The organism is Youhaiella tibetensis (genome assembly GCF_008000755.1).
In the GTDB taxonomy this organism is placed as follows: Bacteria; Pseudomonadota; Alphaproteobacteria; order Rhizobiales; family Devosiaceae; genus Paradevosia; species Paradevosia tibetensis.
Window position 1 is genome coordinate 2,400,419 of record NZ_CP041690.1, and the last position, 26,177, is coordinate 2,426,595.

20 protein-coding genes and 1 tRNA gene are annotated in these 26,177 nt (G+C 63.7%); 10 read left to right on the forward strand and 11 right to left on the reverse strand.

Annotated features, from left to right (window positions below; translation table 11 throughout):
- Positions 1-19: 19 nt before the first annotated feature.
- The 4 genes from FNA67_RS11620 to gstA all read right to left on the reverse strand — a co-directional run bounded on the left by FNA67_RS11620 (position 20) and on the right by gstA (position 4,958).
- Positions 20-544 (reverse strand): YcnI family copper-binding membrane protein, encoded by a 525-nt coding sequence (locus FNA67_RS11620; protein WP_147656131.1) that lies wholly within the window; start codon positions 542-544, stop codon positions 20-22.
- 57 nt (positions 545-601) lie between these two features.
- Positions 602-952, reverse strand: coding sequence for a hypothetical protein (locus FNA67_RS11625; protein WP_049705264.1), 351 nt, complete (start codon positions 950-952; stop codon positions 602-604).
- Positions 953-1,146: 194 nt separating this feature from the next.
- Complete coding sequence (locus tag FNA67_RS11630; RefSeq protein WP_147656132.1) at positions 1,147-4,101, reverse strand: autotransporter outer membrane beta-barrel domain-containing protein; 2,955 nt, start codon at positions 4,099-4,101, stop codon at positions 1,147-1,149.
- A gap of 257 nt (positions 4,102-4,358) precedes the next feature.
- Positions 4,359-4,958, reverse strand: a complete 600-nt coding sequence (gstA, locus tag FNA67_RS11635) for a glutathione transferase GstA (protein ID WP_147656133.1) — start codon at positions 4,956-4,958, stop codon at positions 4,359-4,361.
- A 188-nt stretch (positions 4,959-5,146) separates the two neighbouring features.
- Between gstA and FNA67_RS11640 the strand changes: the two genes are divergently transcribed.
- The 4 genes from FNA67_RS11640 (at position 5,147) to FNA67_RS11655 (ending at position 8,208) form a co-directional block, all read left to right on the forward strand.
- Positions 5,147-6,325 (forward strand): benzoate/H(+) symporter BenE family transporter, encoded by a 1,179-nt coding sequence (locus tag FNA67_RS11640; RefSeq protein WP_147656134.1) that lies wholly within the window; start codon positions 5,147-5,149, stop codon positions 6,323-6,325.
- Between the two features lies 1 nt (position 6,326).
- The gene (mobA, locus tag FNA67_RS11645) at positions 6,327-6,959 is read left to right on the forward strand and encodes a molybdenum cofactor guanylyltransferase (RefSeq protein WP_147656135.1); all 633 of its coding nucleotides are present in this window, start codon (positions 6,327-6,329) and stop codon (positions 6,957-6,959) included.
- Between the two features lie 89 nt (positions 6,960-7,048).
- Positions 7,049-7,124 (forward strand) — tRNA-Asn (locus FNA67_RS11650).
- 325 nt (positions 7,125-7,449) lie between these two features.
- Positions 7,450-8,208: a transglutaminase-like cysteine peptidase gene (locus FNA67_RS11655; RefSeq protein ID WP_170267296.1), complete on the forward strand. Its 759-nt coding sequence runs from the start codon at positions 7,450-7,452 to the stop codon at positions 8,206-8,208.
- A 48-nt stretch (positions 8,209-8,256) separates the two neighbouring features.
- Here FNA67_RS11655 and FNA67_RS11660 read toward each other — a convergent pair whose 3' ends face one another.
- From FNA67_RS11660 to FNA67_RS11680, 5 genes are all read right to left on the reverse strand, one after another.
- On the reverse strand, positions 8,257-9,366 hold the full coding sequence (locus tag FNA67_RS11660; protein WP_147656137.1) for an ABC transporter substrate-binding protein: 1,110 nt from the start codon (positions 9,364-9,366) through the stop codon (positions 8,257-8,259).
- A gap of 13 nt (positions 9,367-9,379) precedes the next feature.
- A complete protein-coding gene (locus tag FNA67_RS11665) occupies positions 9,380-10,024 on the reverse strand; it encodes a ribbon-helix-helix domain-containing protein (RefSeq protein ID WP_049705270.1) in 645 nt (214 codons plus the stop codon).
- On the reverse strand, positions 10,014-11,342 hold the full coding sequence (locus FNA67_RS11670) for an HlyD family type I secretion periplasmic adaptor subunit (RefSeq protein WP_147656138.1): 1,329 nt from the start codon (positions 11,340-11,342) through the stop codon (positions 10,014-10,016). The genes FNA67_RS11665 and FNA67_RS11670 overlap by 11 nt, the downstream gene beginning before the upstream one ends.
- Positions 11,342-13,558 (reverse strand): type I secretion system permease/ATPase, encoded by a 2,217-nt coding sequence (locus FNA67_RS11675; RefSeq protein WP_147656139.1) that lies wholly within the window; start codon positions 13,556-13,558, stop codon positions 11,342-11,344. Before FNA67_RS11675 ends, FNA67_RS11670 begins: the two co-directional genes overlap by 1 nt.
- 160 nt (positions 13,559-13,718) lie before the next feature.
- Positions 13,719-15,146, reverse strand: a complete 1,428-nt coding sequence (locus FNA67_RS11680) for a TolC family outer membrane protein (protein ID WP_147656140.1) — start codon at positions 15,144-15,146, stop codon at positions 13,719-13,721.
- A 696-nt stretch (positions 15,147-15,842) separates the two neighbouring features.
- On the opposite strand from FNA67_RS11680, the gene FNA67_RS11685 reads away from it, so the two are divergent.
- Together FNA67_RS11685 and cydB are read left to right on the forward strand one after the other, a co-directional pair.
- On the forward strand, positions 15,843-17,255 hold the full coding sequence (locus FNA67_RS11685; protein ID WP_147656141.1) for a cytochrome ubiquinol oxidase subunit I: 1,413 nt from the start codon (positions 15,843-15,845) through the stop codon (positions 17,253-17,255).
- Entirely contained in the window at positions 17,245-18,249 is a 1,005-nt protein-coding gene (gene cydB, locus FNA67_RS11690; protein ID WP_147656142.1) for a cytochrome d ubiquinol oxidase subunit II, read from the forward strand. The genes FNA67_RS11685 and cydB overlap by 11 nt, the downstream gene beginning before the upstream one ends.
- A 129-nt stretch (positions 18,250-18,378) precedes the next feature.
- Here cydB and cysN read toward each other — a convergent pair whose 3' ends face one another.
- A complete protein-coding gene (gene cysN / locus FNA67_RS11695) occupies positions 18,379-20,286 on the reverse strand; it encodes a sulfate adenylyltransferase subunit CysN (RefSeq protein ID WP_244616675.1) in 1,908 nt (635 codons plus the stop codon).
- Complete coding sequence (gene cysD, locus FNA67_RS22300; protein WP_244616334.1) at positions 20,279-21,193, reverse strand: sulfate adenylyltransferase subunit CysD; 915 nt, start codon at positions 21,191-21,193, stop codon at positions 20,279-20,281. Before cysD ends, cysN begins: the two co-directional genes overlap by 8 nt.
- Before the next feature lie 197 nt (positions 21,194-21,390).
- Between cysD and FNA67_RS11705 the strand changes: the two genes are divergently transcribed.
- The 4 genes from FNA67_RS11705 (at position 21,391) to FNA67_RS11720 (ending at position 26,175) form a co-directional block, all read left to right on the forward strand.
- Positions 21,391-22,803: a cryptochrome/photolyase family protein gene (locus FNA67_RS11705; RefSeq protein ID WP_147656145.1), complete on the forward strand. Its 1,413-nt coding sequence runs from the start codon at positions 21,391-21,393 to the stop codon at positions 22,801-22,803.
- A 150-nt stretch (positions 22,804-22,953) separates the two neighbouring features.
- Positions 22,954-24,003, forward strand: coding sequence for a cysteine synthase A (locus FNA67_RS11710; protein ID WP_147656146.1), 1,050 nt, complete (start codon positions 22,954-22,956; stop codon positions 24,001-24,003).
- Entirely contained in the window at positions 24,003-25,448 is a 1,446-nt protein-coding gene (cls, locus tag FNA67_RS11715; protein ID WP_147656147.1) for a cardiolipin synthase, read from the forward strand. The genes FNA67_RS11710 and cls overlap by 1 nt, the downstream gene beginning before the upstream one ends.
- Positions 25,449-25,461: 13 nt before the next feature.
- Entirely contained in the window at positions 25,462-26,175 is a 714-nt protein-coding gene (locus FNA67_RS11720) for an alanyl-tRNA editing protein (protein ID WP_147656148.1), read from the forward strand.
- Positions 26,176-26,177: the final 2 nt, after the last annotated feature.

The window sequence follows — 26,177 nt, forward strand, 5'->3', positions numbered from 1 at the left end:
GCCGCGCCCCGGCCGTCCCTTAGTGGGCGGCTGCGTCCGCCGGCACGAGCTCGAGGCTCGGGGCCGGCATGTCGACGCCCTCGGCACCGGTGGTGTCGATCCAGGCTTCCTCGCCATTGGCGCATTCCTGGATGGTCGGGAAGGAGAACTTGCCCGGCTCGAGCGAACCGGCAAAGGTGCCGCGGAAGACGAACTCGTCGTAGAAGGCGTCGGGCAGGTCACCACCCGACCAGACGATTTCCTTGACGCCCTCGGTCACTGCCGTGCCGTGGTTGTCGTAGCTGTTGGCATATTTGCCGGTCACCGTCTCGAGCTTCCAGCCGGCCTTGGGCATCGGCTTGACGCCATAAAAGCCTTCCGGGATCTGGACGCGGACGACGTTGGTCGCCTGCCCCTCGCACCCATGGGGCACGCGCAGCACGGCCTTGTAGGTCGAGCCGATCTTGGCCTGCGGGGTTTCGAGGGTGACGTGCGCGAAGGCCGGAGCGGCAAAGGCGACGAGGGAAGCAGCGGCAACGGCCGCGCGAGCGAAATTGCGGATCATGATGATTCCAGTCCTGAAAAATATAGTCGTGAGGATGCGGCGGCACGCCGCGTGAACTCAGACCAGGACTGGTGGCGCGCGCGCCTGCCCGAAATGCTCGTGGAGTGAAAGCTCCGAACCCGCCAGGACCGGCAGGTAGACCACCGGAGCCGCCTCGAGCATCGGCTCGACGCTGACGGCCACCGGAAGGATGCCGGCGAATTCCTGTTTGGCGATGCCCGTGGCCGGGCACTTGACCGCGGTCGGGGTCTTGCCCTCGTCATCCTGCGCGATCTGCTGACAGATCGACCAGATGCCGACGGTTTCGTAGCCGAGCTTGCCGAGGTCGCGCTGCAGGCCGGCGGCCTGGTGCAGCGGCAGCAGGAGCGTCAGGACGTAGATGGCCAGCACCGCTAGCGCGGCGCTCATCTCCCTGGCGATTCCTCGTGAACGAAACGGCAAAGCAAGCTCCCCTGCGCCGCCAACTAGCCCGTAAGTCGGCCCGGCGCAAGCCTGATGAACGGGACAAGACGTCGCGTTCCGCGTCCCCGGCTCACGCGCCTCCCTGGAGCGGCCGCGTGAGCCCTGCCGGCGGCGAGTGCATCACCCGCCGCCTGCTGGTCTTACCAGTTGAGCGTCAGGCCCAGTTCGGCGGTGCCCGAGAAATCGTGCGCGTCGGCGCGCCCCGAAGCCCGCACGAAGCTCTTGAGGTTGCCTTCCGCGTTGGCGAAGTTGACGCCGGTCGACACACGCCCGAAGACGCCGCTGCCATGCGTCACGCTGCGGCCGATCTGGGCGATGTCCACCGTGCTGTCGCCGAGGAACTCGTTGCCGACCGCCGCCGAGACGAAGGGCGAGGCCAAGTAGTCACCGGCCACCGTGTCATAGCTCAGCTTGACGCCGGTTTCGGCCTGTAGACTTTCGCCCGTCCCGAAGTCGATGCGCGATCCGCTCAGTTCGAGGCTGTCGAACGTGCTGCGGACATAGGCCACGCTTGCCGTCGGCGTAATGGTGAGCCCGCCCGTCTGGTAACGGTAGGAACCTGTCAGCCGCCCGCCGAAGGACCGGCCGCTGAACTGGCCGTTCTCACCGGAAATCGTCGCGTTGACGTTGGCGAAGTTGGCCGCGCCGAGCGCTTCCACCGAGAAACCGTTTGCATCGAGCCAGGCCACATACGTGCCCATGGTCGGTCCGGTCGCCGTGACGCTGGTATCGGTCGTGCTGTAGTCGAGCGTGCTGCCCACATAGCCCACGAAGCCGCCGGCCACGAGTACGCCGCCATCGAGGTCGAACGCCCCGTCGACGCCGGCCTGGATCGAGCTCGCCTGCGAGTCATAGCTCGTACCGCCCCGGTCGCCGCGTCCCAGCGTGCCCGAAACCTTCATCCAGGTGCCCGCGCCGTGCTTCTGCTTGGGAGTTGCAGCGCTCTCGAGCGCAGCGACGATAGGGTCGTTGCGGGTTTCGGTCGGCGCGTAGGCGAGTTCGCCGCTGCCGAATCCGCCACCGCCCCCGGAAAGTCCCCCATAGAAGCGGTCCGAAAGGTCGCCCAGTCGTCCGCCCACGTCTCCGAGAGCCGTGTACCAGATCGACTGCACGTTGGGCGCCACGTTCGTCAGCGGCACGCTTGCCGCCTCGTTCGCGGTGCTCGTCAGGTACCAGGTGTCGGTCGCGCCGTCCTCGTAGCCCAGCGCATAGGAACGCAGGCCATAATTGCTCGCGCCCAGTGCGAAATGCGCCGCGCCGAGCGGGGTCGCACCCTGCACTTCCACGACGCCCACCCGCGACTGCGAGGACCAGTCATACGAGGTCCCGTTGACGAGCGAACCAATGGAAACGGTCGTCGTGCCCGACACGTCGCCGGTAATCACCAGCTTGCCCGGCGCGCCGCCCGAAGGGGTGAACCCGGTCACCAGCTTGCTGCCGGCAAGAGCATTGAAATTGCCGTTGATGGTCAGCCCCGATCCGCTCGCGAGCGACACCAGGTTGATCGTGCCCGAATTGTTGAAGCTGCCGACATTTGCAAAGGTCGTCGCGCCCAGCGCCCACACTTCGCCACTGTTCTCGAAGATCCGCGTGCTGGCCGCGTCGAGGTTGGAAGAGAACGAACTCGTTCCCGCGGTCAGAAGCGTACCCTGGTTGGTGAACCGGTTCTCGGTCGCGCCCGGCAGGGTCCCGCAGGTCCCGTCGTTCATCTCGCAAGGCGCCATGAACGCGATATTGCCGACCATCGTGCCCAGGTTGCTGATCACGGCGGCATCGGTCTGCGTCGCCGCCGTCACCGCCCTGTTGCCGGCTGCCACGGCCACCAGGTCCATCTCGGTCGTCGAAAAGCTCTTGGGCGAAAGCAGCGCGAGCCGCAGCACGTCCGAATTCGTCGAAGCCGCCACCAGGCCCGACGACTTGTTGGTGATTGAAACCGCGATCCCGTCGGCCGGCGCCGTTGCGTTCTGGCTGATGCCCACGACCGCCGCCACACCCGATCGGATCGCGGGCGCACCGCTCGCAACGGTTCCTTCGTTGGAGATCGTCACCTTGCCGTCGAGCGACATCCCCTCGACGCCCGCATCGTCCGCCGCCGTGACGACGCCCGAGGAGGTGTTGGTGATCGTCACATTGCCGCCACCGGCGCCATCGCCCGCTGCCGCATAGATTCCGCGGTAGCTGTCGCCGGCGGAGGCGATCGAAAGATCATTGCCTGCGGTGACCTTGCCGCTGTTCGTCACGTTCACGTTGCCATCATCAGTCATCGCGTGGATGCCGATGTCGTCCTTGGCAACCACCGTGCCGGTATTGGTGATGTTGACCACCCCATTCGGCGACCAGGCCACCAGGCCCTGCTTGGTGGTCGAGGTAATGGTCCCGCTATTGGTAATCCGCGCCTCGCCAAGATAGCCGATCGCGCGAGCACCGGCCAGGTAGCTTTCAACCGTCCCGCTGTTCTCGATACTGACCACGCCCGCCGCGCCGGCGTTGTAGTTGCCGTCGGCGTAGAGGCCGCGCCCGCTCGCGGTGACCGTGCCGCGATTGACCACCGATGCGTTGTTATTCTGAGAGGTTCCGGAGATGCCATCGGCAGCGGCGTTGACGGTACCCTCGTTGATCAGCGTCACGGTTCCGTCGTCTGCGCGCGCCCAGATACCGTCCAGGGCCGTGGACGTGACGTGCACGTCCGCCCCGATAAACGCAGAGATGTCGCCGAACGCACCGGTCTGTTGCGCGGACAGCGCAATGCCATAGTAGCTTGCGGAGCTGACGACACTGTTGCCGCGCAGCTCGAATGTGAGGTTGGCTTGCCCGGTGATCGCACCCTGGCTGAAGGTGATATAGCCGGCGTCTACGGCCGGGTCCGTTTCGACGACGGTGACATCACTAAGCGTCACCTCCGCGTCACCGATCGCTCGGTAGTCGATCTTGTTGCTGGCGCAGACGGGGTTCGTCGTGTTCGCAAACACGTCGCACGCTGCCTGCGCGCTCGTCGCGCCTGCCAGCATGAACAGTCCCGTCAATGGCACGAAAGCGGCAGACAAGATCGGGGAGGCAACGAGTGCCTGGGCCGCGCCCCGGGGAATACCGAACATTCAACAGAACCTAATCAACTAGTTAAGTACTGGTAAATAGCGCTCTTCCCGCTTCGCTCTCAAGCGACCGCCTCGCTTTTCCACCGGCTCGCAACGGAAGTCCCGCGACGAGTGGTTTTTTGGCCTCATTGTTGTGACTGTCCCCGCAGATGTCCGCGAAGTGTTCTCAAATTTTATCGATTGCTCGAGCCGCCAAACCACAAAATATCATGAGGCTACTCGACGTTCTGCGCGTAGCCTCATGCATCACATAAAGCTTAGGCGAGCCCTTCCTCAACCAGCGCCTTATTCACTGCCGGCCGATCGGCAACCGCCTTGAACCAGCGCGCCACGTTGCCCGGAACGCTCACCCCGGCATATCCCGCCCAGCGCAGCACCGTGAAGAGGTAGGCGTCGGCGGCCGTGAACACGTCGCCGAGCAGGTAGGTCTTCTCGGCGATCTGCCCATCGACATAGGCGAGTCGCTTCTCGAGCAGCGCCTTGTTGGTCGCCTTGGCGGCGTCGGTGCTGTCGGGCCGGAAGAAGACGCCGAAATTCTTGTGCAGCTCGGTCGACACGAAAGCCAGCCATTGCTGCGCCTTGTAGCGCTCGTAGCTGCCGGCGGCCGGCATCAGGCCCGATTGCGGCTTCTGGTCGGCCAGGTACTGCACGACCACCGAAGCCTCGGTGAGCACATCGCCCTCGGGCAGCGCCAGGGCCGGAACGTAGCCGTTCGGGCTAACGGCGAAATAGTCGCCGCCATCCTGGGTCTTCTTGGCGGCGAGGTCGACCTGCTCGAGCGCGACGGGCAGCCCGGCTTCGTTGGCCACGATATGGGCGGCCAGCGAGCACGCGCCGGGTTTGTAGTAGAGTTTCATGGAAGGTAGAGCTCCGGGTAGTTCAGCCGAGACTTGGCTGCAGGCCTCTCTCACGGCGCGTCGCGCCCTGCAAGCCCCTGCCCGCGTCCCCAGGCCAAACGCACCGTTCACACTAAGGTGTTGATGAACGGGCCAATCCCGGCCAACACTCTCGCCCTGCGCCCGCCCCGGAGGAGCCCGCTTTGTCCATGCTCGAGCAAACCGCCCCATCCCGCGCCTGGTACGTGCAGCCGCTCCTGGCGGGTCTGCTCGCCTCGGTCGTCGGCTATGCCAGCACCTTCACGCTGGTTCTTGCCGGGCTTACCGCGGTCGGCGCCACGCCGGCCCAGGCCGGCTCGGGCCTCTTTGCCGTCTGCATCGCACTGGGCCTGCTCAACATCGCCATCGCCTGGCGAACCCGCATTCCCGTTTCCGTCGCCTGGTCGACGCCGGGCGTGGCATTCCTCGCCACGGTCGGCGGCGTCGAAGGTGGATTTCCCGCCGTCGTCGGCGCCTTCATCGTCACGGCCGCCCTCATCGTCCTCGCCGGGGTCTGGAAGCCCTTCTCCCGCGCCGTTTCCGCCATTCCAGCGCCCATCGCCAACGCCATGCTGGCCGGCATCCTGCTCACGCTCTGCATCGCCCCGCTCCGCGCCGTCGAGGCCCTGCCTTTGCTGACCTTGCCCGTGGTTGCTGCCTGGGTCGTCGGCCTCGCCTTCTTTCGCCGCTATGCCGTCCCGGTCGCCGTTGCCGTCGCCTTCGTGATTCTCGCCCTCAACACCCACCTGCAGGGCAGCACCGTCGCCAACAGCGCTCCGGCGCTAAGCTTCGTGTTTCCCGTCTTCACCCTCGACGCCTTCGTTCGCGTAGCCATCCCCCTCTTCATCATCACCATGGCCTCCCAGAACCTGCCTGGCCTGGCGGTCATGAAAGCCAACGGCTACGAACTCGATCCGGCGCCGGCCTTCTCGATCACCGGTATCGCCAGTGCCATCATCGCCCCGTTCGGCGCCCATACCGTCAATCTCGCCGCCATCACCGCCGCCATCTGCGCCGGCCCCGAAGCCCATCCCGATCCCGCCCGGCGCTGGGTTGCGCCCGTTGCGGCCGGTGTCGGCTACCTGATCTTCGCCCTGGGTTCTGGCCTGGCCGCCGCTCTCATCGCCGCCTCCCCGCAACTGCTCATCCAGGCGGTCGCAGGCCTGGCGCTGATGTCGAGCCTCGCCCAGGCCCTCTCGGGCGCCCTCGCCCACGATCAGGATCGCCTCCCCGCCGTCGTCACCTTTGTCACGGCCGCCTCAGGCGTCACCATCTTCGGAATCGGCGCCGCCTTCTGGGGGATTGTCGCCGGCATCCTGCTCACCCTCGTCTTCCGGCTCCGGCGCTGACATGTCGCGGGTGGCCGCCGTCATACTCGCCGGCGGCCTCGGCACGAGGCTGGGCGGCGTGCGCAAGGCAACACTAAAGGTCGGCGGCGCCCGCCTCATCGACCTCACGCTGACCGCTCTTGCCGCCGCCGATACGATCGTGGTCTCGAGCGGCACGATTCCCCCTGCCGCCCTCGCACTCCCCCCAGGCATGGCCGCCCTGCCCGACCTCCATCCGGAATCGCGCGGCCCGCTCGCCGGTCTCGCCGCCGCGGCCGCTCATTTCCTCCGGGGCCCCCAGCCGCCCGAGATCATCGTGTGCGCCCCGGTCGACACGCCTTTCCTGCCGCCCGACTTCCTCGCCCGCGCCGTCGCCTTCCTCGCCGCCGGTGCTCCGGCCGCCGTCGCACGCTACGCCGGCCAGGCCTATCCCACGACCTCGGCCTGGCGCCTTTCCCTGCTTGCCGACCTCCCCCGCCGCCTGCTGGCAAACCAGGGCCCGGCGAGCCTCAAACATCTCGCCCGGGAGCTCTCCGCCGAGCCCCTGGAATGGGAAAACCAGCCGTCCGGCGACCCTTTCGCCAATGTTAACACCCTGAAAGACCTGCTGGATTTGGAGCGCCGACAGCGTTCTTCCACAGCTTCTCGAAAATGAGTTAGCCCAGACGCAAATTCGGGCTTGGCAAACCAAATCAAACCCGTTACACGGACGCTGCCTTCGACGAGAAGGCGCACAGAATGTCTTCCGCGATAGCTCAGTTGGTAGAGCAAGCGGCTGTTAACCGCTGGGTCGTAGGTTCGAGTCCTACTCGCGGAGCCATTCTTTCCCCTCCCCCAAAATCCCAGTGATAATAGCGGTGCTTCGGCGCCGCTTTCGGCGTTTGCCGCGGCAATCGCGTTGCGTAAAATTGCAACGAATAATGCAACTGTAAATACATTACGTCTCTTTGCGGACCATTATCAGATGAGCGCTAGCTTCTCCCCCAACAGGGAGAGCTTAAATGCTCAACAAGAAAAGACTAAGAATAGTCATTGCAGGCGCAGTAGCCGCCGTTTCTTTTGGGTATTCGGGCGCGGTCGTCGCACGTGAGCCCGCAAACTTCAGTGCAGTGACGGATTTGAATCCGGTTACGCATGTAAATGCCATGCCGGCTGCAGACCTTTTACTGGCGTCGATCAAGCACAGCGTCGAGCCCGCACGCGACGGAATTGCCGTTGCGGCCCTCGATTCCACTGGAATTCCCACGCTTCCAGGCTTCGACAGGCGCGGAAATGCGGCAGGCGACTACAACGTCTTTGGCTCGGTGGTGATTCCAGTGGGCGCGCTGCCGGCCGCTCGCGCCTGGTCGCACGCCGCCCAGGGCGATTTCCTCAACGTCTTCGGCGCCAACTGCGACGCACAGTCCTGCCGGACGGGCCTGCGCAAGGCCCTGGCCAGCGCCGCGCGCGAGGCGGAGAACCTACCCACCGTGGAGGCCCTCTCGGTCGTCAACCGCGCCGTGAACCGTAACCTGGTCTATCGCAGCGACCAGCAGGCCTGGGGCAAGAGCGACTATTGGGCGAGCCCGCAGGAGATTGCGGACCGGGGCGTCGGCGACTGCGAGGACTTCGCCACCACCAAGCTCTGGCTGCTGCGCAGCATCGGCTTCGATGACAGCCAGCTTCAGCTGGTGGTGCTCAAGGACACTCGTCGCCAGCTCTACCATGCGGTGCTGGCGGTCCACGTCGATGGCAAGGCCTATATCCTTGACAACCTCAGCAACAGCGTTGCCAGCGATACCGCCTTCATCAGCTACGTGCCGATCATGTCCTTCGTTGGCGGCAAGAACTACATCCACGGCTTCAAGGATCGCCGCACCGGCTTCGCCATGGGCGACATGTCCCAGGTCCTTCCCGGCGAGTGAGCCAGCCCAATGGCGTCAAGATGAGCCCCGGTCGCGACCGGGGCTTTCCTATTTGAGCTCGACCACGGCGAACGGTCGCCGTGCCACGCCCGAGGAATCAAACTTGAAGCTTCCGGTGACCCCGGTAAACCCTTGCGCATTCGTCATTGTCGTCGGCCCGAACGGGTCGTCCGCGGCCACCTGCGGCAGCACTCCGCCGAGCACCACGAGGTCGTAGGTGATGGCCGCCTCGATGGTCGGCCGCGTCCCGTAGGCATCAGCGAACTTCTCCGCGAACCCGGCGAGGCCGGCGCGCGATAGCGAAGGATACCAGCCCTTCCCAAGCCCTGTCGGCGCGCCGACCGCCCAACCACCATTGCCGACCACCGGAACCCCTGCAAGCTCGGGAACCGCCTTGAGTGCCGTGACGAGCTCCACGGCTCGGCCGGGGCCGGTGGCAAAGGCCAGGGCTTTTGGCTCGAAGCCCATTGCCGCCTGGGATTGAAGCTGGGCGGCGGCACTGGCTGCGGACGAACCATCAACGAACTGAACCTTGAGGCCAACCTTGGCCGCCGCTTCCGCCAGCCCGTTGGCATAAGCGACGCTCGCGGCGTCGCCCGTTCTCACGATGGCGATCGTGCCGTAGCCGCGCCGCTTCATTTCCGCCGCGGAGAACGCCGTCTCGTCCTTGCGCGCATAGGCGCCGAAAAGCCGGTTGGCGACGTCTCCCGCCTGGCCCACCGAGGCAACGGTCACGCCGCGCGGCGCCAGCGCCGTCGCCAGTTCGCGCGCTGCGCTCTCGTCGCCCGAAACCACCACCAGGCGCACACCAGCCTGCGCCATCTCGCCAGCAGCTTTCTGCAGGGCCGCGGGTCGGGATTCGAAGCGTCGCACCATCAGCGTCACCGGTGCACCCGCCAGGGCGTTCGTCGCCAGCCTGGCCGCGAGATAGGCGCTGCCCGAGGCCCCGTCCGAAAGATTGGCGGGATCGTCGGCAGCCAGGAGGCCAACCAGGTTCTTGCCCGTGCCGACCGTTTCGCTCGCCGGCGTCACGGCCTTGGATTTGCTGGACGAAGCGCTCATCAGCGGGCCGCCCGTCGAGCACGCGGCAAGTGCCAGCAGCACCGGCGCCAGCAACATGGCCCGGCGCGAGAACGTCTTGATCGCTGGGCTGGTCATGGTCACGCGCACCCTAGGAGATGATGTATCCGACAAGCGCGCTGCTGGGCGCCGGCGGCACCGCCACCACCTTGGTTCGCCCACGGCGCTGCTTGTTGTCGATGGTCAGGGTGTACCCGCACTGCAGCGTGGGGGCGCCCTCTGACAATTGCAGGAATATCTGGTCGAGCGGAACGTCGAGCGACATATGCACCACATCCGCCGAGATCTTCTGCGACATGTTTCCCGACACCACGCGCAACAGGTGGATGAACTCGGGATTGACCTGCTGGAGGCGCTTCTGCCGGTTGATGGCGAATGCCGGAACCGGCGCCGCCTGGAGCAGACTCACCACGAACCCCGGCTCGCCCCGCGCTGCAAGCGCCCGGCGCTGCTGCTCGAGTTCACGGGTGGCGTAGACGCGCAGAATGCTTGCCGTGTTCTCGGCGCCCGGTCCGGCCTCGTCGAGGATGTCGCCCACCAGCTGGCTGCGGCGAATGCCGCGTGCCTGGGCGATATCGGAAAGCACCTGCCAGAAAAGCCGCTCCAGCCGCACGCCGCGCCGCCGGTTTCCGGTGTTGATCACGCGGAATTCGGGGGTCAGGAGGCTATCGAGGCCTTCCTCGTCAGATGCGGCTTCTTCGGGTAGCCGCGTTTGCGCGGCTACCTTATCGCTCACGTAGGGCCTCGTCGCGTGCCTTGTTGATCGGCTTCATCAGGTACTGGAGGATCGTCTTCTTTCCCGTGAGAATTTCAACCGACGATACCATACCCGGCAAGATCGGCAGCTTCTTGCCATTGTACTCGAGCGCGGATTGATCTGTTTTGATCAGGACCAAATAATAGGTCTCACGCGTGTCGGGATCGACAATGCTGTCGGCCGAGACGTTCTGCACCTCGCCACGCAACCCCCCGAAGATCGAGAAGTCATAGGCGGTGATCTTGATGTTGGCCGGCTGTCCCGGAAGGATAAAGGCGACGTCGGACGGCTTGAGCTTGGCTTCCACCAGCAGCGTGTCCTCGACCGGCACGATGTCGACCAGCCGTTCGCCGGGCGATACGAACGCCCCGATCGTGTTGACCGCCATGTTGTTGACGATGCCATCGACAGGCGAGCGGATGTCCGTGCGGCTCACCCGGTCGGCGGCGCCGCGCAGGGTCTGCTGCGCACTCGCGAGCTCGGCGAGCCGGGTGGTCAGATCCGTCAGCGCGTCCTGGCGGAATTGCAGGTCGGCCTGCTTGACCTGAAGCTGTGCCTCGGCCACCGCGGCATTGAGGCGGCCAATGGATTCCACCACCGCTTCGAGCTGCCCCTTGGTATCCGTCACGTCGCGCTGTGCGTTGATGAGATCGGTCTGCGAGACGAGGTTCTTTTTGGCCATCGGCTCGACCAGGGCCAGCTTTTCCGCGGCCTGGCGATTGGCGTCGGTCAGGCGCGACTGGTTGGCCAGCGCTTCGCTCAACTCGCGCTGGCGCTGCTCGACGCGTTGCAGAAGCACCTGCTTGCCCTGGTCCAGCGTCTGCTGGCGGGCCTTGAGCAGGTCGGCCTCGTTGTCGCAAACGGCCGGCGCCGCCGCCAGCACGTCCGGCGGGCAGACGAACCCGTCTGCCGAATTGCCTTCGTATTCGATGCGCAGGCGCGCAACCTGCGCCTGGAGCGCATTGACCTTCGCCTCGACCTCGCCGGCCGAAGACGCCGTGGTGGTGTCGTCGAGCTGGATGAGCTGCTGGCCCTTTTTGACCTGCTCGCCCGTACGCACCAGAATCTCGGTCACCACGCCCGCTTCGGCGCTCTGGATAACCTGCATCTTGGATGACGGAATAACCCTGCCCTCCGCGCGGCTGATCTCATCGATCTGGGCCAGCGACGCCCATGTAAGCGCAGCAGCGAGGAACCCGCAAACGAGCAGGATCACGTAGACCCATGTACGCGGTGGCCGGTCCTGCTCGGGAACGGAGGCCAGAAGTTCTTCAAAGGACCCGGTTGGCTTGTTCATCAAGCCTCTCCCCCGCCACCCTGGGCCTTGAGCTGGGCAAGCACCGCATCGCGCGGGCCGTCGGCCGCTATACGGCCGTTATCGACCACGATGAGGCGCGTCACCAGTTGCAGCAGGCTGAACCGGTGCGTTGCGATCAGCACCGTATGGTCGCTCGCTAGCGACCGGCTGAGTGCGCCGATCAACTGGCGTTCGGTTGCCAGGTCCATTGAGCTCGAGGGTTCGTCCAGGAACAGGATCTTGGGATCGACCAGCATGGTGCGCGCCAGCGCAATCGCCTGGCGCTGGCCGCCCGACAGCAGGAACCCGCGCTCGCCCACCGGCATGTCGTAACCCAGCGGATGGCGCGACACGAACTCCTCGACGCCCGCCCGACGCGACACCTCGAGGAACTTCTCCTCGCTCGCCTCGGGATTGGAAAGCAGGATGTTGTCCTTGACCGAGCCGTTGAAAAGCTCGGGATCCTGCAACACCAGCCCGACCTGCCGGCGCAGCGACGCCGGGTGGTATTGCTTGATCGATACGCCATCGATGAGGATTTCACCCTCGCTGGCCGGATAGAAATTGACCAGCAGCCGGCCCAGCGTGGTCTTGCCCGACCCGATGCGGCCGATGATGCCGACCTTCTCGCCCGGATTGATGGTGAACGACACCTGGTCCAGCACGTAGTGCTCGACACCCGGATAGGCGAAGCGGACCTTGCGGAACTCGATCTTGCCGGATTCGACGCTGCGCGAAATGAAGCTCTTCTTGACCTTGCGCTCGTCGGGCAGCTTCATGATGCTGTCGAGCGCCGTATAGGCCTCCATGGCGGACCGGGTGCGCAGCAGCGCCGCCGAGATCATGGCCACCGGTGCGATCACGCGGTTGGAAAGCATCATCGCGGCAACGATCGCGCCCATCGTCACCTGGTTCTCGGAGAACGCGTAGGTCGATCCGATCATGATGCCGATCGTCGAAATCTGGCTGATGACGGACGTCTGCTGGGTTGCCAGCGACTGATACCACTTGATCTTGTTCTGCGTCTCCGAGGACGCAAAGATCGAGCTCTCCCACTTGCGCAGGAACTGGCCTTCCGCACGCGAGGCTTTGACGGTCTGCGTCGCCGAAAGCGCCTCCACGAGGATCGCGTTGCGCTGAGAGGACTCCTTGAGCGCCGCTTCCACGGCCGACTTGGAGCGCATGCCGATGATGATGGTTCCGGTTATGGCGAGCATTGCCCCGATCACCGGGAAGATCACCACCCAGCCGATCAGCATGGCGATGACGTAGACGAAGACGCCCATGAAGAGGATGTCGACGAACATCACGACCGTCTGGGACGTGAAGAAGTCGCGCAGCACTTCGTATTGCGTGATCCGGTTGACGAACGCGCCGGTCGAGGCAGGCCGCGCCGCGACCGAAGTGTTCAGCACCCGGTCGAAAAGTACCGAGGAAAGCCGGAAATCGATGGCGCGGCCGGCATGGTCGATGATCGCGGCGCGGGCCACTTTGAGCATGAAATCGAACACGAACACCGTGATGATGCCGATCGCAAGCACCCAGAGCGTCGACACTGCCTTGTTGGGCAGCACGCGGTCATAGACGTTCATCGAGAAGAGCGGCATCGCGATGGCGAAGAGGTTGATGAACGTCGCCGCCAGAAGCACGTAGGCCAGGTTGCCCCAATGCCCCTGCAGGGCCGCGCGCAGCCAATGGGTTTCCTTGATGGTACCGTCATCGACGTCGCTCAGGCCATCGCCGTCGAGCGCCTGTTTGACCAGAAGCACGCGATGGCGAAAGCGCCACTCGGGCGAGTTGGTCGAAATGACCGCCTCCCCGCCCGTTTCGGGATCGTAGCAGCGCAGCTTCTGGCGCGAGACGCGTCCGACAGCGACCAGCAGTTGGCCATGCTTGCCCGAGATGATGGCGGGCATGTCGAATTCGGGAAGGTCGCGCAGCGCCGTGCGCTTCTGCGTCACTTCCAGCCCTACCCGCTCCAGCGCACGTGGAAGCAGCTCGAAAGTGAGCTTACCCTCGACCAGCGGCAAGCCAGCCGTCAGCACTTCCGGAGCCGTTGGCCGGCTCCAGCGCATGGCAAGGTAACGTACGATTGCAAGCAGAGGATCGCGCGCAGGTTTTTCCGGAGCCGATGGCATCGCCTCGGGGGGCGAGGCGATGACGGCAGGCGGTTCAAGCGGCGTCTCAGTAGTCCTGGATGCGCTGTCGATAGCCATAGTCCATTTCCGTACCTGGACAGGCACGCTCTATGCCTGCAGCGCACCAGGCTCAAGCAGGACAATGAATTGAAGTTAATCAGCAGGCCGCAAAACCACCGAATAACGGCAGTCGTTAGGCGCTGTTAACGCAGGAACTAAAGTTGAACGCGCGCGGAATCTAGTTCACGAACTTAGTAAGATCCAACGGACGATCGAACTGCACCGGAACCGCCTTGTGATCCTTGTAGGAGTCCGCCGAAGGCGTTCCCAGCAAGGTACGAGCGTAAGCATCCGACTGCGCCGGTGGCGTCACGCTCAGGAAGGCCATGAGCTGGCCGGTCGAGGCCATGAGACGATATTCTGCAAACCGGGCCGCATAAACAGCGGTCTCGTTGAGGACCTGTGCGTTGAAGCGGCTGTTCTGGGCGTCAAGCACGTCGAGCAGCGAGCGCTGGCCGATCGTGAACTGCTCGCGATAGGCCTTCACCAGGCCATCGGAAGCCGCCATCTGGGCAGCGTACTGGGTCGCAAGCTGGGTCTGGCGCGTGATACGCGACCAGGAGACGCGCACGGCCTCTTCCACTTCGCGGAACGCAGCCTGCTGGGCCAGCATCGCCTCGGTTTCCCGACGGATGTTTTCCTGGGCTTCGTTGCTCTTGATGCCGCCGTCGAAAATGTTCCACTTGAGAACCAGGCGACCCTGCAGATCCGTGTTGTAGCCGGCGACGCCCGTGTTGTCGTTGCCGATCGTGCCGCGCCCCTCGAGCGAAAGCTTGGGGAACATGCCGGACTGAGACTGTTCGACCTGCGCGGAAGCTGCGTCGATGTCAGCGGCGGCCATACCGATGCGCGGATTGTTCTGGCGGGCGATGTCGATTGCCTGCTCGAGCGTACGCGGCAAAGCCTTGCCGACGCGACGCGGGGCGCTCGGACTATCGAAGGGCACGCCGACTTCCTTGTAGAAGCCGATGCGGGCAGTCTCGAGCGCTTCCTGCGCTTCAAAGAGACGGGAATTGGCCGCGGCCACGCGTTCGTAGGCCTGCTGGCGGTCAGCCTCGGTCAACTGGCCGCTGGAAATTGCATCCGCAACGTTGGCCAGGGTCGATTCATGGAAGCTGACGTTCTGCCGCGCGATCTCCACGATGTGGCTCTGCAGCATGATCTCGAAATACAGGCGCGCGATTTCCAGGCCGATGGCCTCGGAGCGCTCGAGCACGCGGAACGAGGCGCCGTCGATACGCGCGGCCTGCTTGTTGGCTTCGGCCTGACGGAAACCGCCGTCGAAAATGTCGTAGCTGATGCTCGCCCCGACTTCGGTCGGGTAGAGCGGATCGTCTTCGATGCCGGCGCCACGGCGCGACGGATTGTTGAGGAGCTGCGCACCGACCGACGCTTCCAGGCTCACCTGGGGCAGGTAGAGGCCGAGCGCCTGCTTGAGTTCAAATTCTGTTGCTTCTCGGTTGGCGACCGCCTGTCCGATTTCCGGATTGGTTTTCACGGCGCTGGCTATTGCCTGCTGCAACGTGAGCGCCGATGCGTCGCTGACCATCCCGGCGAGGGAGGCGGCGAAAACGGTTCCAAGCAAAACGGTACGAAGCGATTTCATAATTATCCTTTAGGCCCCTGACAGCTCCCGCTCCCGACAATCGGCAGCAGAGACGCTTACACTTCTCTGGCAGGACCGCTGCCGGGCTGGCGAAAGATCGAATTCAAGATTTCGGGGGACGCCTGCAGTCTCTCGGCACCTTACTCGCCATCACGTCACACCAATCACAGACCGGAAACTTCGCACCGACCCAAAGTGTGTTCGTAATTCCGAGATACACCCCTCCCGGAGCGCAACGATGCGCGGCTGAGACTGCGACATGCTCCCCAGCAAGAACTCGTCTAACCGCCCGGCGATTAGCATCTATTAGCAACGTGGAGTCAAAGGGGAGAGCGCAAAAACTCTCAGCCTTTTTAAAGATTGTTGCCGCCTCGCCACATATGAGGCGACATTGCGGCATATTCAATTATACAAATAGATATAATGGACTATGCATTCACCCTAAATCGAAATGCACGTTCACGAATTTACCATTCGGGCAGATAATCGAATGTGGCACATCTGGTGCGGGGGCCACGCTTCCGACCGGTCTAGTTGCCGCTGATTCTCCTCCCTCCTCAAGACGCCTGGCGTCGGCCGGGCGGCAAGTTGCCGCGCGCCAGTCGGACGCGCGCCAAACCGCCACGTCACAGGCCTGTCGCCAAATCGGCCGAACGAGACTAACGTATTGATGGGTCATCAAAACGGAGAGCCGCGATGTTTGCCGGCCTGAGCGCAGAAATCCTTGCGCGCTTTCAGTTCGCTTTCACTGTCTCGTTCCATTTCATCTTTCCGGCCTTCTCCATTGGCCTGGCCAGCTTTCTGGCAGTCCTTGAGGCCTTGTGGCTGATCCGGAAGGACAACGCCTACTTAAGACTGTTCGAATACTGGAAGACGATCTTTGCCGTGACCTTCGGCATGGGCGTCGTTTCCGGCATCGTCATGAGCTACCAGTTTGGTACCAACTGGGCCAAATTCTCCGACATGGCCGGACCGGTCGTCGGCCCACTGATGGGCTACGAGGTCCTCACGGCGTTCTTCCTGGAAGCAGGCTTCCTCGGCATCATGCTCTTCGGCCTGAAAAGGGTCGGCAAGGAACTGCACTTCTTTGCTACCCTGATGGTTGCAGTCGGCACGCTGATATCGGCGACCTGGATCATTGCTACCAATAGCTGGATGCAGACGCCCGCCGGTTTCGCCCCCTCGGCGAACGGCCAGCTCGTCCCTACCGACTGGATGGCGGTCATCTTCAACCCGTCGTTCCCATACCGCCTGGTACACACGGTTCTCGCCGCCTACCTGACAACCGCTTTCACCGTCGGCGCGGTGGGCGCCTATCACCTGCTGCGCAACAACGCCAACCGTCAGGCGCGCATCATGTTCTCCATGGCGATGTGGATGGCTGCCATCGTCACCCCGATTCAAATCGGCGTGGGCGACATGCATGGGCTCAACACCCTTGAGTTTCAGCCTGCCAAGATCGCCGCCATGGAGGGGCATTACGAGACCCATCGCGGTGCGCCGTTGATCCTTTTCGGCATTCCCGACGACAAGGCGGAGGTGACGCGCTACGCCATCGAGATCCCCTATCTGGGATCGCTGATATTGACCCATCAGATCGACGGCGAAGTGAAGGGGCTCAAGGAATGGCCGCGCGACGAGCGCCCCAACGCCCTAATCCCCTTCTTTACCTTCCGCATCATGGTCGGCCTTGGCTTCCTGATGCTCGGCGTTGGCCTCTGGTCCCTCTGGGCCCGCTTCCGCGGAACGCTCTACGAAAGCACCTGGCTGCAGCGCGCGGCGCTCGTAATGGGCCCGTCAGGCTACGTTGCCGTACTCGCCGGTTGGTACACCACTGAGGTCGGCCGCCAACCTTATACGATCTATGGGATACTCCGAACCGAGGACAGCCTCTCGCCCATTGCGGCCCCTGCCGTCGGCACCTCGCTCACAGCGTTTATCATCGTCTACTTCATCGTCTTCGGCGCCGGCGTCTTCTACATGCTGCGGCTGATGCGCAGGCCACCCGAGGGTGAGGATCACGAACTCGAAAAGGCACCCAACAGGGCCGCCGGCATCACCCCAGGCCCTGTTCAGGGCGCACCGATGGGAGATGGTCATGGTGCTTGATCTCGCTTTTGTCTGGGCAGGACTGATTGCCATCGCGGTGCTTGCCTACGTGATCCTCGACGGTTTCGACCTGGGTGTGGGTATTCTCTTCCCGCTGTTCCCCAGTCGCCGGGATCGTGACGTGATGACCAACTCGGTCGCGCCCGTGTGGGACGGCAACGAAACATGGCTCGTGCTGGGTGGCGGCGGCCTGATGGCGGTGTTCCCGGTCGTCTACGCGACGGTGCTGCCGGCTCTATATATGCCCATCATCCTGATGCTACTCGCTCTGGTCTTTCGTGGCGTGGCGTTCGAGTTCCGTTGGCGCACGACGCGCGGCAGCATTTACTGGGACGTTGGCTTCTTCGTCGGCTCACTGACGGCCGCCCTCATGCAGGGCGTCGCCCTGGGCGCCCTCGTAAAGGGTATCAAGATCGTCGACCGCAGCTATGCCGGCGGATGGTGGGACTGGCTGACCCCGTTCTCGGTTCTCACGGGCCTCGCGGTTGCCGTCGGCTACTCGCTGCTTGGGGCCACCTGGCTCAACCTCAAGACCCACGGCGACCTGCAGGCCCGCGCGCGGCGCATCGCCATGATCTCCGGCGTGGCTACACTGGCGCTCATCGGCATCGTGAGCCTCTGGACGCCCTTCATCAACCCGATCTACTTCGAGCGCTGGTTCGGCTGGCCCACCGCTTTCTTCTCGGCGTTCGTTCCTCTGCTCCTGGCGATCTGCGCCTTCGCGCTCTGGCACGGCCTGACGACGGACAAGCATCTCCAGCCCTTCCTGGCTGCGCTAGGACTGTTTGTTCTCAGTTACATCGGGATCGGGATTAGTTTCTTCCCCTACATCGTGCCCGGCGCCTTCACCATCTGGGAGGCGGCCGCACCGGACATGTCCCTGAGCTTCCTGCTCGTGGGCGCCTCCGTGCTCATCCCGATCATCCTGCTCTATACCGGGTATGCGTACTGGGTATTCCGCGGCAAGATCGACCCAGAGGAAGGCTACCACTGATGTCTGCGCGTCAGATCAGCAGCCGCCTGCTCTGGTTCATCGGTCTGTGGGCGGCCGGCGTCCTGACGGTGGCGATCGTGGGCTACGCGATCAAACTGGTGTTGGGGAGCTGATCGCTCCCCTCGCCCATCAGCCAGCGAAAAGCTCGCCGTAGAGCTGGACGGCCAGGTCCTGAGGTTCGCGTTCGCCGCCGGCCAGCACGATGTCGGGGCGCTCCGGCGCCTCGAACGGCGAGTCGATACCGGTAAAATTCTTGATCTCGCCGCGGCGCGCCCTGGCATAGAGGCCCTTCGGATCGCGCGACTCGCACACTTCTAGCGGCGTGTTGACGTAGACTTCCGTAAAGCGGATGTCCCCGGCGATCTCGCGCGCCAGGGCGCGTTCGTTCCGGAACGGGGAGATGAAGGACACTAGGACGATCAGCCCCGCGTCGGCCATCAGTCGCGCGACTTCGGCCACACGCCGGATATTCTCCACGCGATCCGCCTCGGTGAAGCCCAGATCCTTGTTGAGTCCGTGTCGGACGTTGTCGCCGTCGAGAATGTAGGCATGGCGTCCCTCGGCAGTCAGGCGCTTTTCGATGAGATTGGCAACCGACGACTTCCCTGACCCTGACAGGCCGGTGAACCAGACGACATGCGGCTCTTGGCCCTTGAGATCGGCGCGCACCTGCCGGTTCACGTCGAATTCCTGGTACGAAAGGTTCTGTGCCCGGCGCAGGCCGAAGTCGATCACTCCGGCCCCAAGGGTCGTGTTGGTCAGGCGATCGATGAGGATGAAGGCGCCAGTCTGGTTGTTGTCGGCATAGGGGTCGAACGCGATCGGCTTGTCCGTCGCGATCGTAACGGTGCCAACCTCGTTCAGCTCGAGCTTAGTCGCCGCCGTCCGCTCGAGCGTATTGACGTTCGTACGATACTTGATGCCCGTGATCGTGCCCGGAACGAGTTGCGAGCCGACCTTGATGAGATAGGACCGCCCGTGGAAAGCCGGCTCCTCCTGCATCCACACCACCCGCGCCTGGAACTGATTTGAATACTCCGGCGTCTCTCCGGGACGGGTCAGGACATCGCCGCGCGAAATGTCGACTTCCCTGTCGAGGACGAGCGTCACGGCCTGCCCCGGTACCGCCTGACGGAGATCCCCATCCATGGTGACGATCCGCGCCACCTTGGCTGGCTTGCGGGACGCCGCGACGAGCACGTCGTCGCCAACACTGACCGAGCCCGATGCCACGGTGCCGGAGAATCCCCGGAAATCGAGGCTGGCGCGATTAACCCACTGCACCGGGAAACGAAGTGCACCGGACGAACGGTCTTCGGCGACTTCGATCTCTTCGAGGTAGGGCACCAGTTGCGGGCCGCCATACCACGGGGTCGACGCGCTCGGCGCAATGATATTGTCGCCGCGCAGCGCGGAAACCGGAATGGCCTGGAAAGACGAAAAACCCAGCGGTTCGGCGAACCGCCGATAGTCGCTCTCGATCGCCGCGAACACGTCGGCGTCGTAGTCGACGAGATCGATCTTGTTCACCACCAGAACGACATGCTTCACCCCGATTAGGGAGAGAATGAAGCTGTGCCGGCGGGTCTGGGTTAGCAACCCTTTTCTGGCGTCCACCAGCAGCAGAGCGACATCGGCATTGGAGGCCCCGGTCGCCATGTTGCGCGTGTACTGCTCGTGGCCCGGCGTATCGGCAACGATGAACTTGCGCTTGTCGGTCGAGAAGAACCGATAGGCGACATCGATGGTGATCCCCTGCTCTCGCTCGGCCGTCAATCCATCTACCAGGAGAGAGAAATCGATGCCTTCCTCGCCGGTGGTGCGATTGCGGCTTTCCTTGCGCAGGGAGGCGAGCTGGTCGTCCAGTATAAGTTGGCTGTCGTAGAGGAGCCGCCCGATCAACGTGGATTTACCGTCGTCCACGCTGCCGCACGTGAGGACGCGCAGTAGGCCCTTGTCGGTCTGCTGCTGCAGCCAAAGGTCGATATCGGTATCCGGAGTGGCCACGGCCTGGGCAAGCGTACTCAACTTAGAAATAGCCTTCCTGCTTCTTCTTTTCCATCGAACCGGCCTGGTCGCTATCGATGAGGCGGCCTTCGCGCTCGGAGGTTCGGCTGGCCTGCATTTCCATGATGATCGAAGGAAGATCGGCCGCATCGGACCGGATGGCGCCAGTGAGCGGATAACAGCCGAGGGTTCGGAAGCGCACCGTCTCCTGTCGCGGCGTCTCGTCTTTGAGGAGCGGATAGCGCTCGTCATCGACCATGATCAGCGTGCCCGCACGCTCCACCACGGGACGTGGCCGGGCGAAATAAAGCGGCACGATGGGGATTTGCTCGGAATAGATGTAGGTCCAGATATCGAGCTCGGTCCAATTCGAGAGCGGGAAGACGCGCATGCTCTCGCCTGGCGCCAGTCGCGTATTGAACACGCGCCAAAGCTCCGGCCGCTGGTTCTTGGGGTCCCAGGCATGCTGTGCGTTACGATGCGAAAAGATACGCTCCTTGGCGCGCGACTTCTCCTCGTCGCGGCGGGCACCGCCAATGGCGGCGTCGTACTGTCCCGCTGATAGAGCCTGGCGCAGCGCCTGCGTCTTCATGATGTCCGTATAGCGCGCAGATCCGTGGTCGAACGGATTGATGTTGTTGGCCACCCCATCCGGATTGGTGTGCACAACGAGCTCGAATCCATGCTCTTCAGCCATCCGATCACGGAACGCGATCATCTCGCGGAACTTCCACGTCGTATCGATATGCAAGAGCGGAAACGGGATGCGGCTGGGGTAGAAGGCCTTGCGGGCTAGGTGCAGGAGGACCGAAGAATCCTTGCCGATCGAATACATCATGACCGGCCGCTCGAAACTCGCCGCGACCTCGCGGAAGATCTCGATGCTCTCAGACTCAAGAGCCTGAAGATGGGTGAGCCGGGCGGTGGAGACGGTCATCTGTCGATATTTTCCGGTTGCGCGCCGCATCGAAATACGCCCATTCCTACGACGTCACAAGGGCGGGCACACCCGCGGAAGTCCCGGCTTCCGACACGTTTGCGCAGATTTGACGGACAGCGACCATCACGTCACCCGCGACGCTGGTCGGTAGGGATGCCCACCGCCGCGAGGCGCGAACAAAGGAAAACTATTTCATGGCCGATACCGCCATCGTCTGGTTCCGCAACGATCTGCGCGTGCGCGACAACCCGGCCCTGACTGCCGCCATCGCCGAATCCGCTAACGTGGTGGCCCTCTTCGTGCACGAGACCGACAAGGCCCTCCGCCCGATCGGCTCCGCCGCCAGATGGTGGCTCCACCGCAGCCTGCGCGCTCTCGCTCAGGACCTGGCCTCTCTCGGCATCCCCTTGCTTGAGGCGCACGGCGAAGCCAAGGCGTCCGTCTTGCGTGTCCTGCGGGAACACGACGCTCGGGCGCTCTTCTGGAATCGCCGTTATGGACCGGCGGCCCGGCAAATCGATTCCGACATCAAGGCCGAGGCGAGCAAGCACGCCGAAAAGGTGCAATCCTTCTCCGCAACGCTGCTGACCGAACCCTGGGAGCTTACCACCGGCCAGGGCAAGCCTTATTCGGTCTTCACCCCATTCTGGAAGTCGCTGCAACAGCAGCACATCGCGACGCCTCTACCCATGCCCCGCGGCCGCAAGGGCCCGCTCGGACGCGCAGCCCCGGTTGACGCTGACTATCGAGAGCCCACCTGGGCCAGCAAATTCGCTCGCTTCTGGGATGTCGGCGAAGACGCGGCACGGGAGCGTCTGTCGGACTTCCTCGAAGACGAACTGCCTAACTACAGCGAGGGACGCGACATACCTGCAAGGCCCCTCACCTCGCGCCTCTCGCCCCACCTGCGGTTCGGCGAGATCTCGCCTCGCCAGATATGGCATTCGGCTGCAGCCCTGGCACAAAAGGAACACCGGCTGGCCGCCCAGGTCGACAAGTTCCTCTCCGAGCTCGCCTGGAGGGACTTTTCATATTCCCTTCTCTACCACCGGGAGGACATCGCCAACGTCCCCATGCAGGAAAAGTACGCGGGCATGCCCTGGCGGATCGACGATAGCCAGTTCGAGGCGTGGAAACACGGCCGCACCGGCATCCCGATCATCGATGCGGGCATGCGCCAGCTCTGGGCTTCGGGCTGGATGCACAATCGGGTCCGCATGCTCGTCGCCTCGTTCCTCGCCAAGAACCTCCTCATCGATTGGCGGGTCGGCGAGCAATGGTTCTGGGACTGCTTGGTAGATGCCGACGACGCCAACAATCCGGCGAGCTGGCAGTGGGTGGCAGGTTCAGGCGCGGACGCCGCGCCCTACTTCCGGATCTTCAACCCGGTTACGCAAGCCGAACGCTTTGACGCCGCCGGCCAATACGTCCGTGAATGGATGCCGGAGCTGGCGCAATTGCCCGACAAATGGATACACAATCCCGCCGCCGCTCCCGGCGACGTCCTGCGCGCAGCCAAGGTTGAACTAGGCGTCGTCTATCCGCGGCCGATCGTGGACCTCGGCCTGTCGCGGCAACGCGCCCTGGATGCCCTGAAGCAGCTTTAGGTCTTTGATTTTTCGTCCAAAGGCGCGTTTGTAGCCCTTCTTTCCTTCGCTGAGGGAACAAACGGAAAGCCATGGCTTTTAGAAGGCTTGGGCCTTGTTTGGCTCACCGGGCATCCTTACCATCCCACCGTTCAATTACGGCAAAGCCATATGACCAAGCACAAAGATCTGATCGCTGCCATCGGCAACACGCCGCTCATTCGTCTCAACCGCGTATCGGAAATGACCGGCTGTGAAATCTGGGGCAAGGCGGAGTTCCTCAATCCGGGTCAATCGGTCAAGGACCGGGCGGCGCTCTACATCATCCAGGACGCGGTTCGCCGTGGGGCGCTCCGCCCGGGCGGCACGATCGTCGAAGGAACCGCAGGCAACACCGGGATCGGATTGACGCTCGTCGCCAACGCCCTGGGCTACAAGTCAGTGATCGTGATCCCCGACACGCAAAGCCAAGAGAAAAAGGACGCGCTGCGCCTTTACGGCGCCGAACTGATCGAGGTTCCGGCCAAGCCCTATAAGAACCCGAACAATTACATCAAGGTGTCCGGGCGCCTCGCCGAGCAACTGGACAAGGAACTCAAGGGCGGCGCGATCTGGGCAAACCAGTTCGACAACGTAGCGAACCGCCAGGCCCACGTCGAAACCACGGGCCCCGAAATTTACGACGCCTTTGACGGCAAGCTTGACGGCTTCATCTGCGCGGTGGGATCCGGCGGCACGCTCGGCGGCGTCGCCATGGCCCTCAACGAGCGCGACCGGAACATCAAGATCGGCCTCGCAGATCCCGAAGGAGCAGCGCTCTACAGCTACTATACGTCAGGGGAACTCAAGTCCTCCGGCAACTCAATAACCGAAGGCATCGGCCAGGGCCGCATCACGGCCAACCTCACGAACCTCAAGGTCGACATGCCCTTCCAAATCCCCGACTCAGAGGCCCTACCCTACGTCTTCGACCTCCTCGAATACGAAGGGCTGTGCCTGGGCGGATCGAGCGCCATCAATATTGCCGGGGCGGTGCGGATGGCCCGTGAACTGGGCCCGGGCAAGACCATCGTCACGGTCCTGTGCGACTACGGCAATCGCTATCAGTCCAAGCTCTTCAACCCCGCATTCCTGCGGGCGAAGGACCTGCCGGTCCCCGCATGGCTTGAACGCGAACCCACAATCGACATAGCCACGGTATTCGAACCGGTCGAAGCATAATGAGCGGAGCGCCGTTCGCGGTTCTCTTCGAGCACCTCGATATCGTCGCCTGGTTCCTGGCCGCCAACTTCCTGTTGGCGGCCATTTGCGCGATCCGCGAGGTGATGAACTCGCGCACTTCGCAGGGTTCGATCGCGTGGCTGCTGTCCCTGGTCATGCTGCCGTTTCCAACGGCCTTTCTTTACCTCATCTTCGGCTGGAAGCTCTTCGACGACTACACGACCGTCCAGACCCACAGCGGTCGCCGCGCTCGCGCCGAGCGCGCGGCGCAACTCAACATCACGGACCCGCTGACAACCGAGCAATGGCCGGTGCTCGCCAACGTGGCGCAGATGCCCTTCCTGAGCGGCAACCGCGCCGAGTTGCTGATCGACGGGCAGGCCACGTTCGACTCGATCTTCGCCGGCATACGGCGCGCCCGAGATTACATCCTGATCCAGTTCTACATCATTCGCGATGACAGGCTGGGCCAGCAACTGGCCGACCTACTGGTAGAGCGCGCTAGCGCCGGGGTCGCCGTGCGCATCATCTATGATGATGTCGGCAGCAACAGCCTCCCCATCCGCTACGTCCAGCGCCTCCGCGACGCGGGCGTACATGTGGCCACCTTCAACCAGCGCCATCCGTTCCTTCGCATCTACGGCCCAACCCGCATCAACTATCGCAGCCACAGGAAGGTGGTCTGCGTCGATGGCAAGGAGGCCTGGGTCGGCGGGCACAACGTGGGTGTCGAGTACCTCGGCGAGGACCCGCGTTTCGGCCACTGGCGCGACACCCACGTCCACGTTGCCGGACCTGCTGCGCTGGCCGTGGGCCTGGTTTTCCGGGAGGACTGGGAATGGGCGACCGGCCAGCGTCTGCCCGCAGCCCTGCCCGACCATGTCGATACGCCTGGCGACCAGCCTGTCCTCGTGATGCCCACGGGCCCCGCCGACAAGCTCGAGGGATGTGCGATCGCCTTCACCGAGGTGATTTCGAGGGCGCGCCGGCGCCTCTGGATCGTCAGCCCGTATTTCGTACCGGATCTCGATGTTCAGACCGCTCTTTACGCGGCGGCCCTGCGCGGCGTCGATGTCCGTGTCCTGCTGCCAAAGAAGCCCGATCATCTCTTGGTCTGGCTCGCTAGCAACTCGCACGCCGACGCCATGGTCGGGCACGGCATCTCCGTCTATCGCTATCTCGCCGGCTTCCTCCATGAGAAGGTCATCCTGGTGGACGACGAGATTGCGGGCGTCGGGACGGTGAACTTCGACAACCGCTCCTTCGCGATCAACTTTGAGTGTACCTTGTGGTTCACGCACCCCGACATGATCGCCGCAGTCGACAGGATGCTTGACGCCGACTTCGCCGCGTCGCACCAAACCAAGCCCGAGGACGTCCGCAACAAGCCCTGGATCCAGCGTTTCATCGGCCAGGCGGCGAGGCTGTTATCCCCGATTCTATGACTGGACGATCGAGATGACCCAATTCCTGTTCCGCGACGACGCCTACCTCAAGTCGGCTGAGGCCGTCGTGACCGAGGTCACGCCGGAGGGCGGGTTCACACTCGATCGCACGATCTTCTACGCCACCTCCGGCGGCCAGCCGGGCGATAACGGACACCTCGACCGCCCGGACGGATCGCGCATCGACATCGCCACCACCATCCATCCCGAGGGCGACAAGACGCGCATCCTCCACGTCCCTGCCGAAGGGCAACCCGCGTTGCAGGTAGGCGAGCCCGTTCACATCGCCCTTGACTGGGAGCGGCGCTACCGATTGATGCGGATGCATACCGCGCTGCACCTGCTCTCGGTCGCCTTCCCCTTCCCCGTCACCGGGGGATCGGTTGGCTCCGACAAGGGACGCCTGGATTTTGACATGCCTGAAGTCCCCGCCGACCTCGAGGCGATCGAGGCCCGGCTCAACGCTTTCGTTTCGGCCAACCATCCGGTCACCACCGAATGGATTACAGACGAGGAGATGGCGGCAAACCCCGGCCTCATCAAGACCATGAACGTTAAACCGCCCATGGGTCAGGGCCGCGTTCGCCTGGTTCGCATCGGCGATGTCGACCTGCAGCCATGCGGCGGCACCCATGTGGCCGCGACTGGCGAGATCGGTCCGTTGAAACTGGGCAAGATCGAGAAGAAGGGCTCGATCAACCGCCGGGTCAGCCTGCTCTTCGCCTGAGG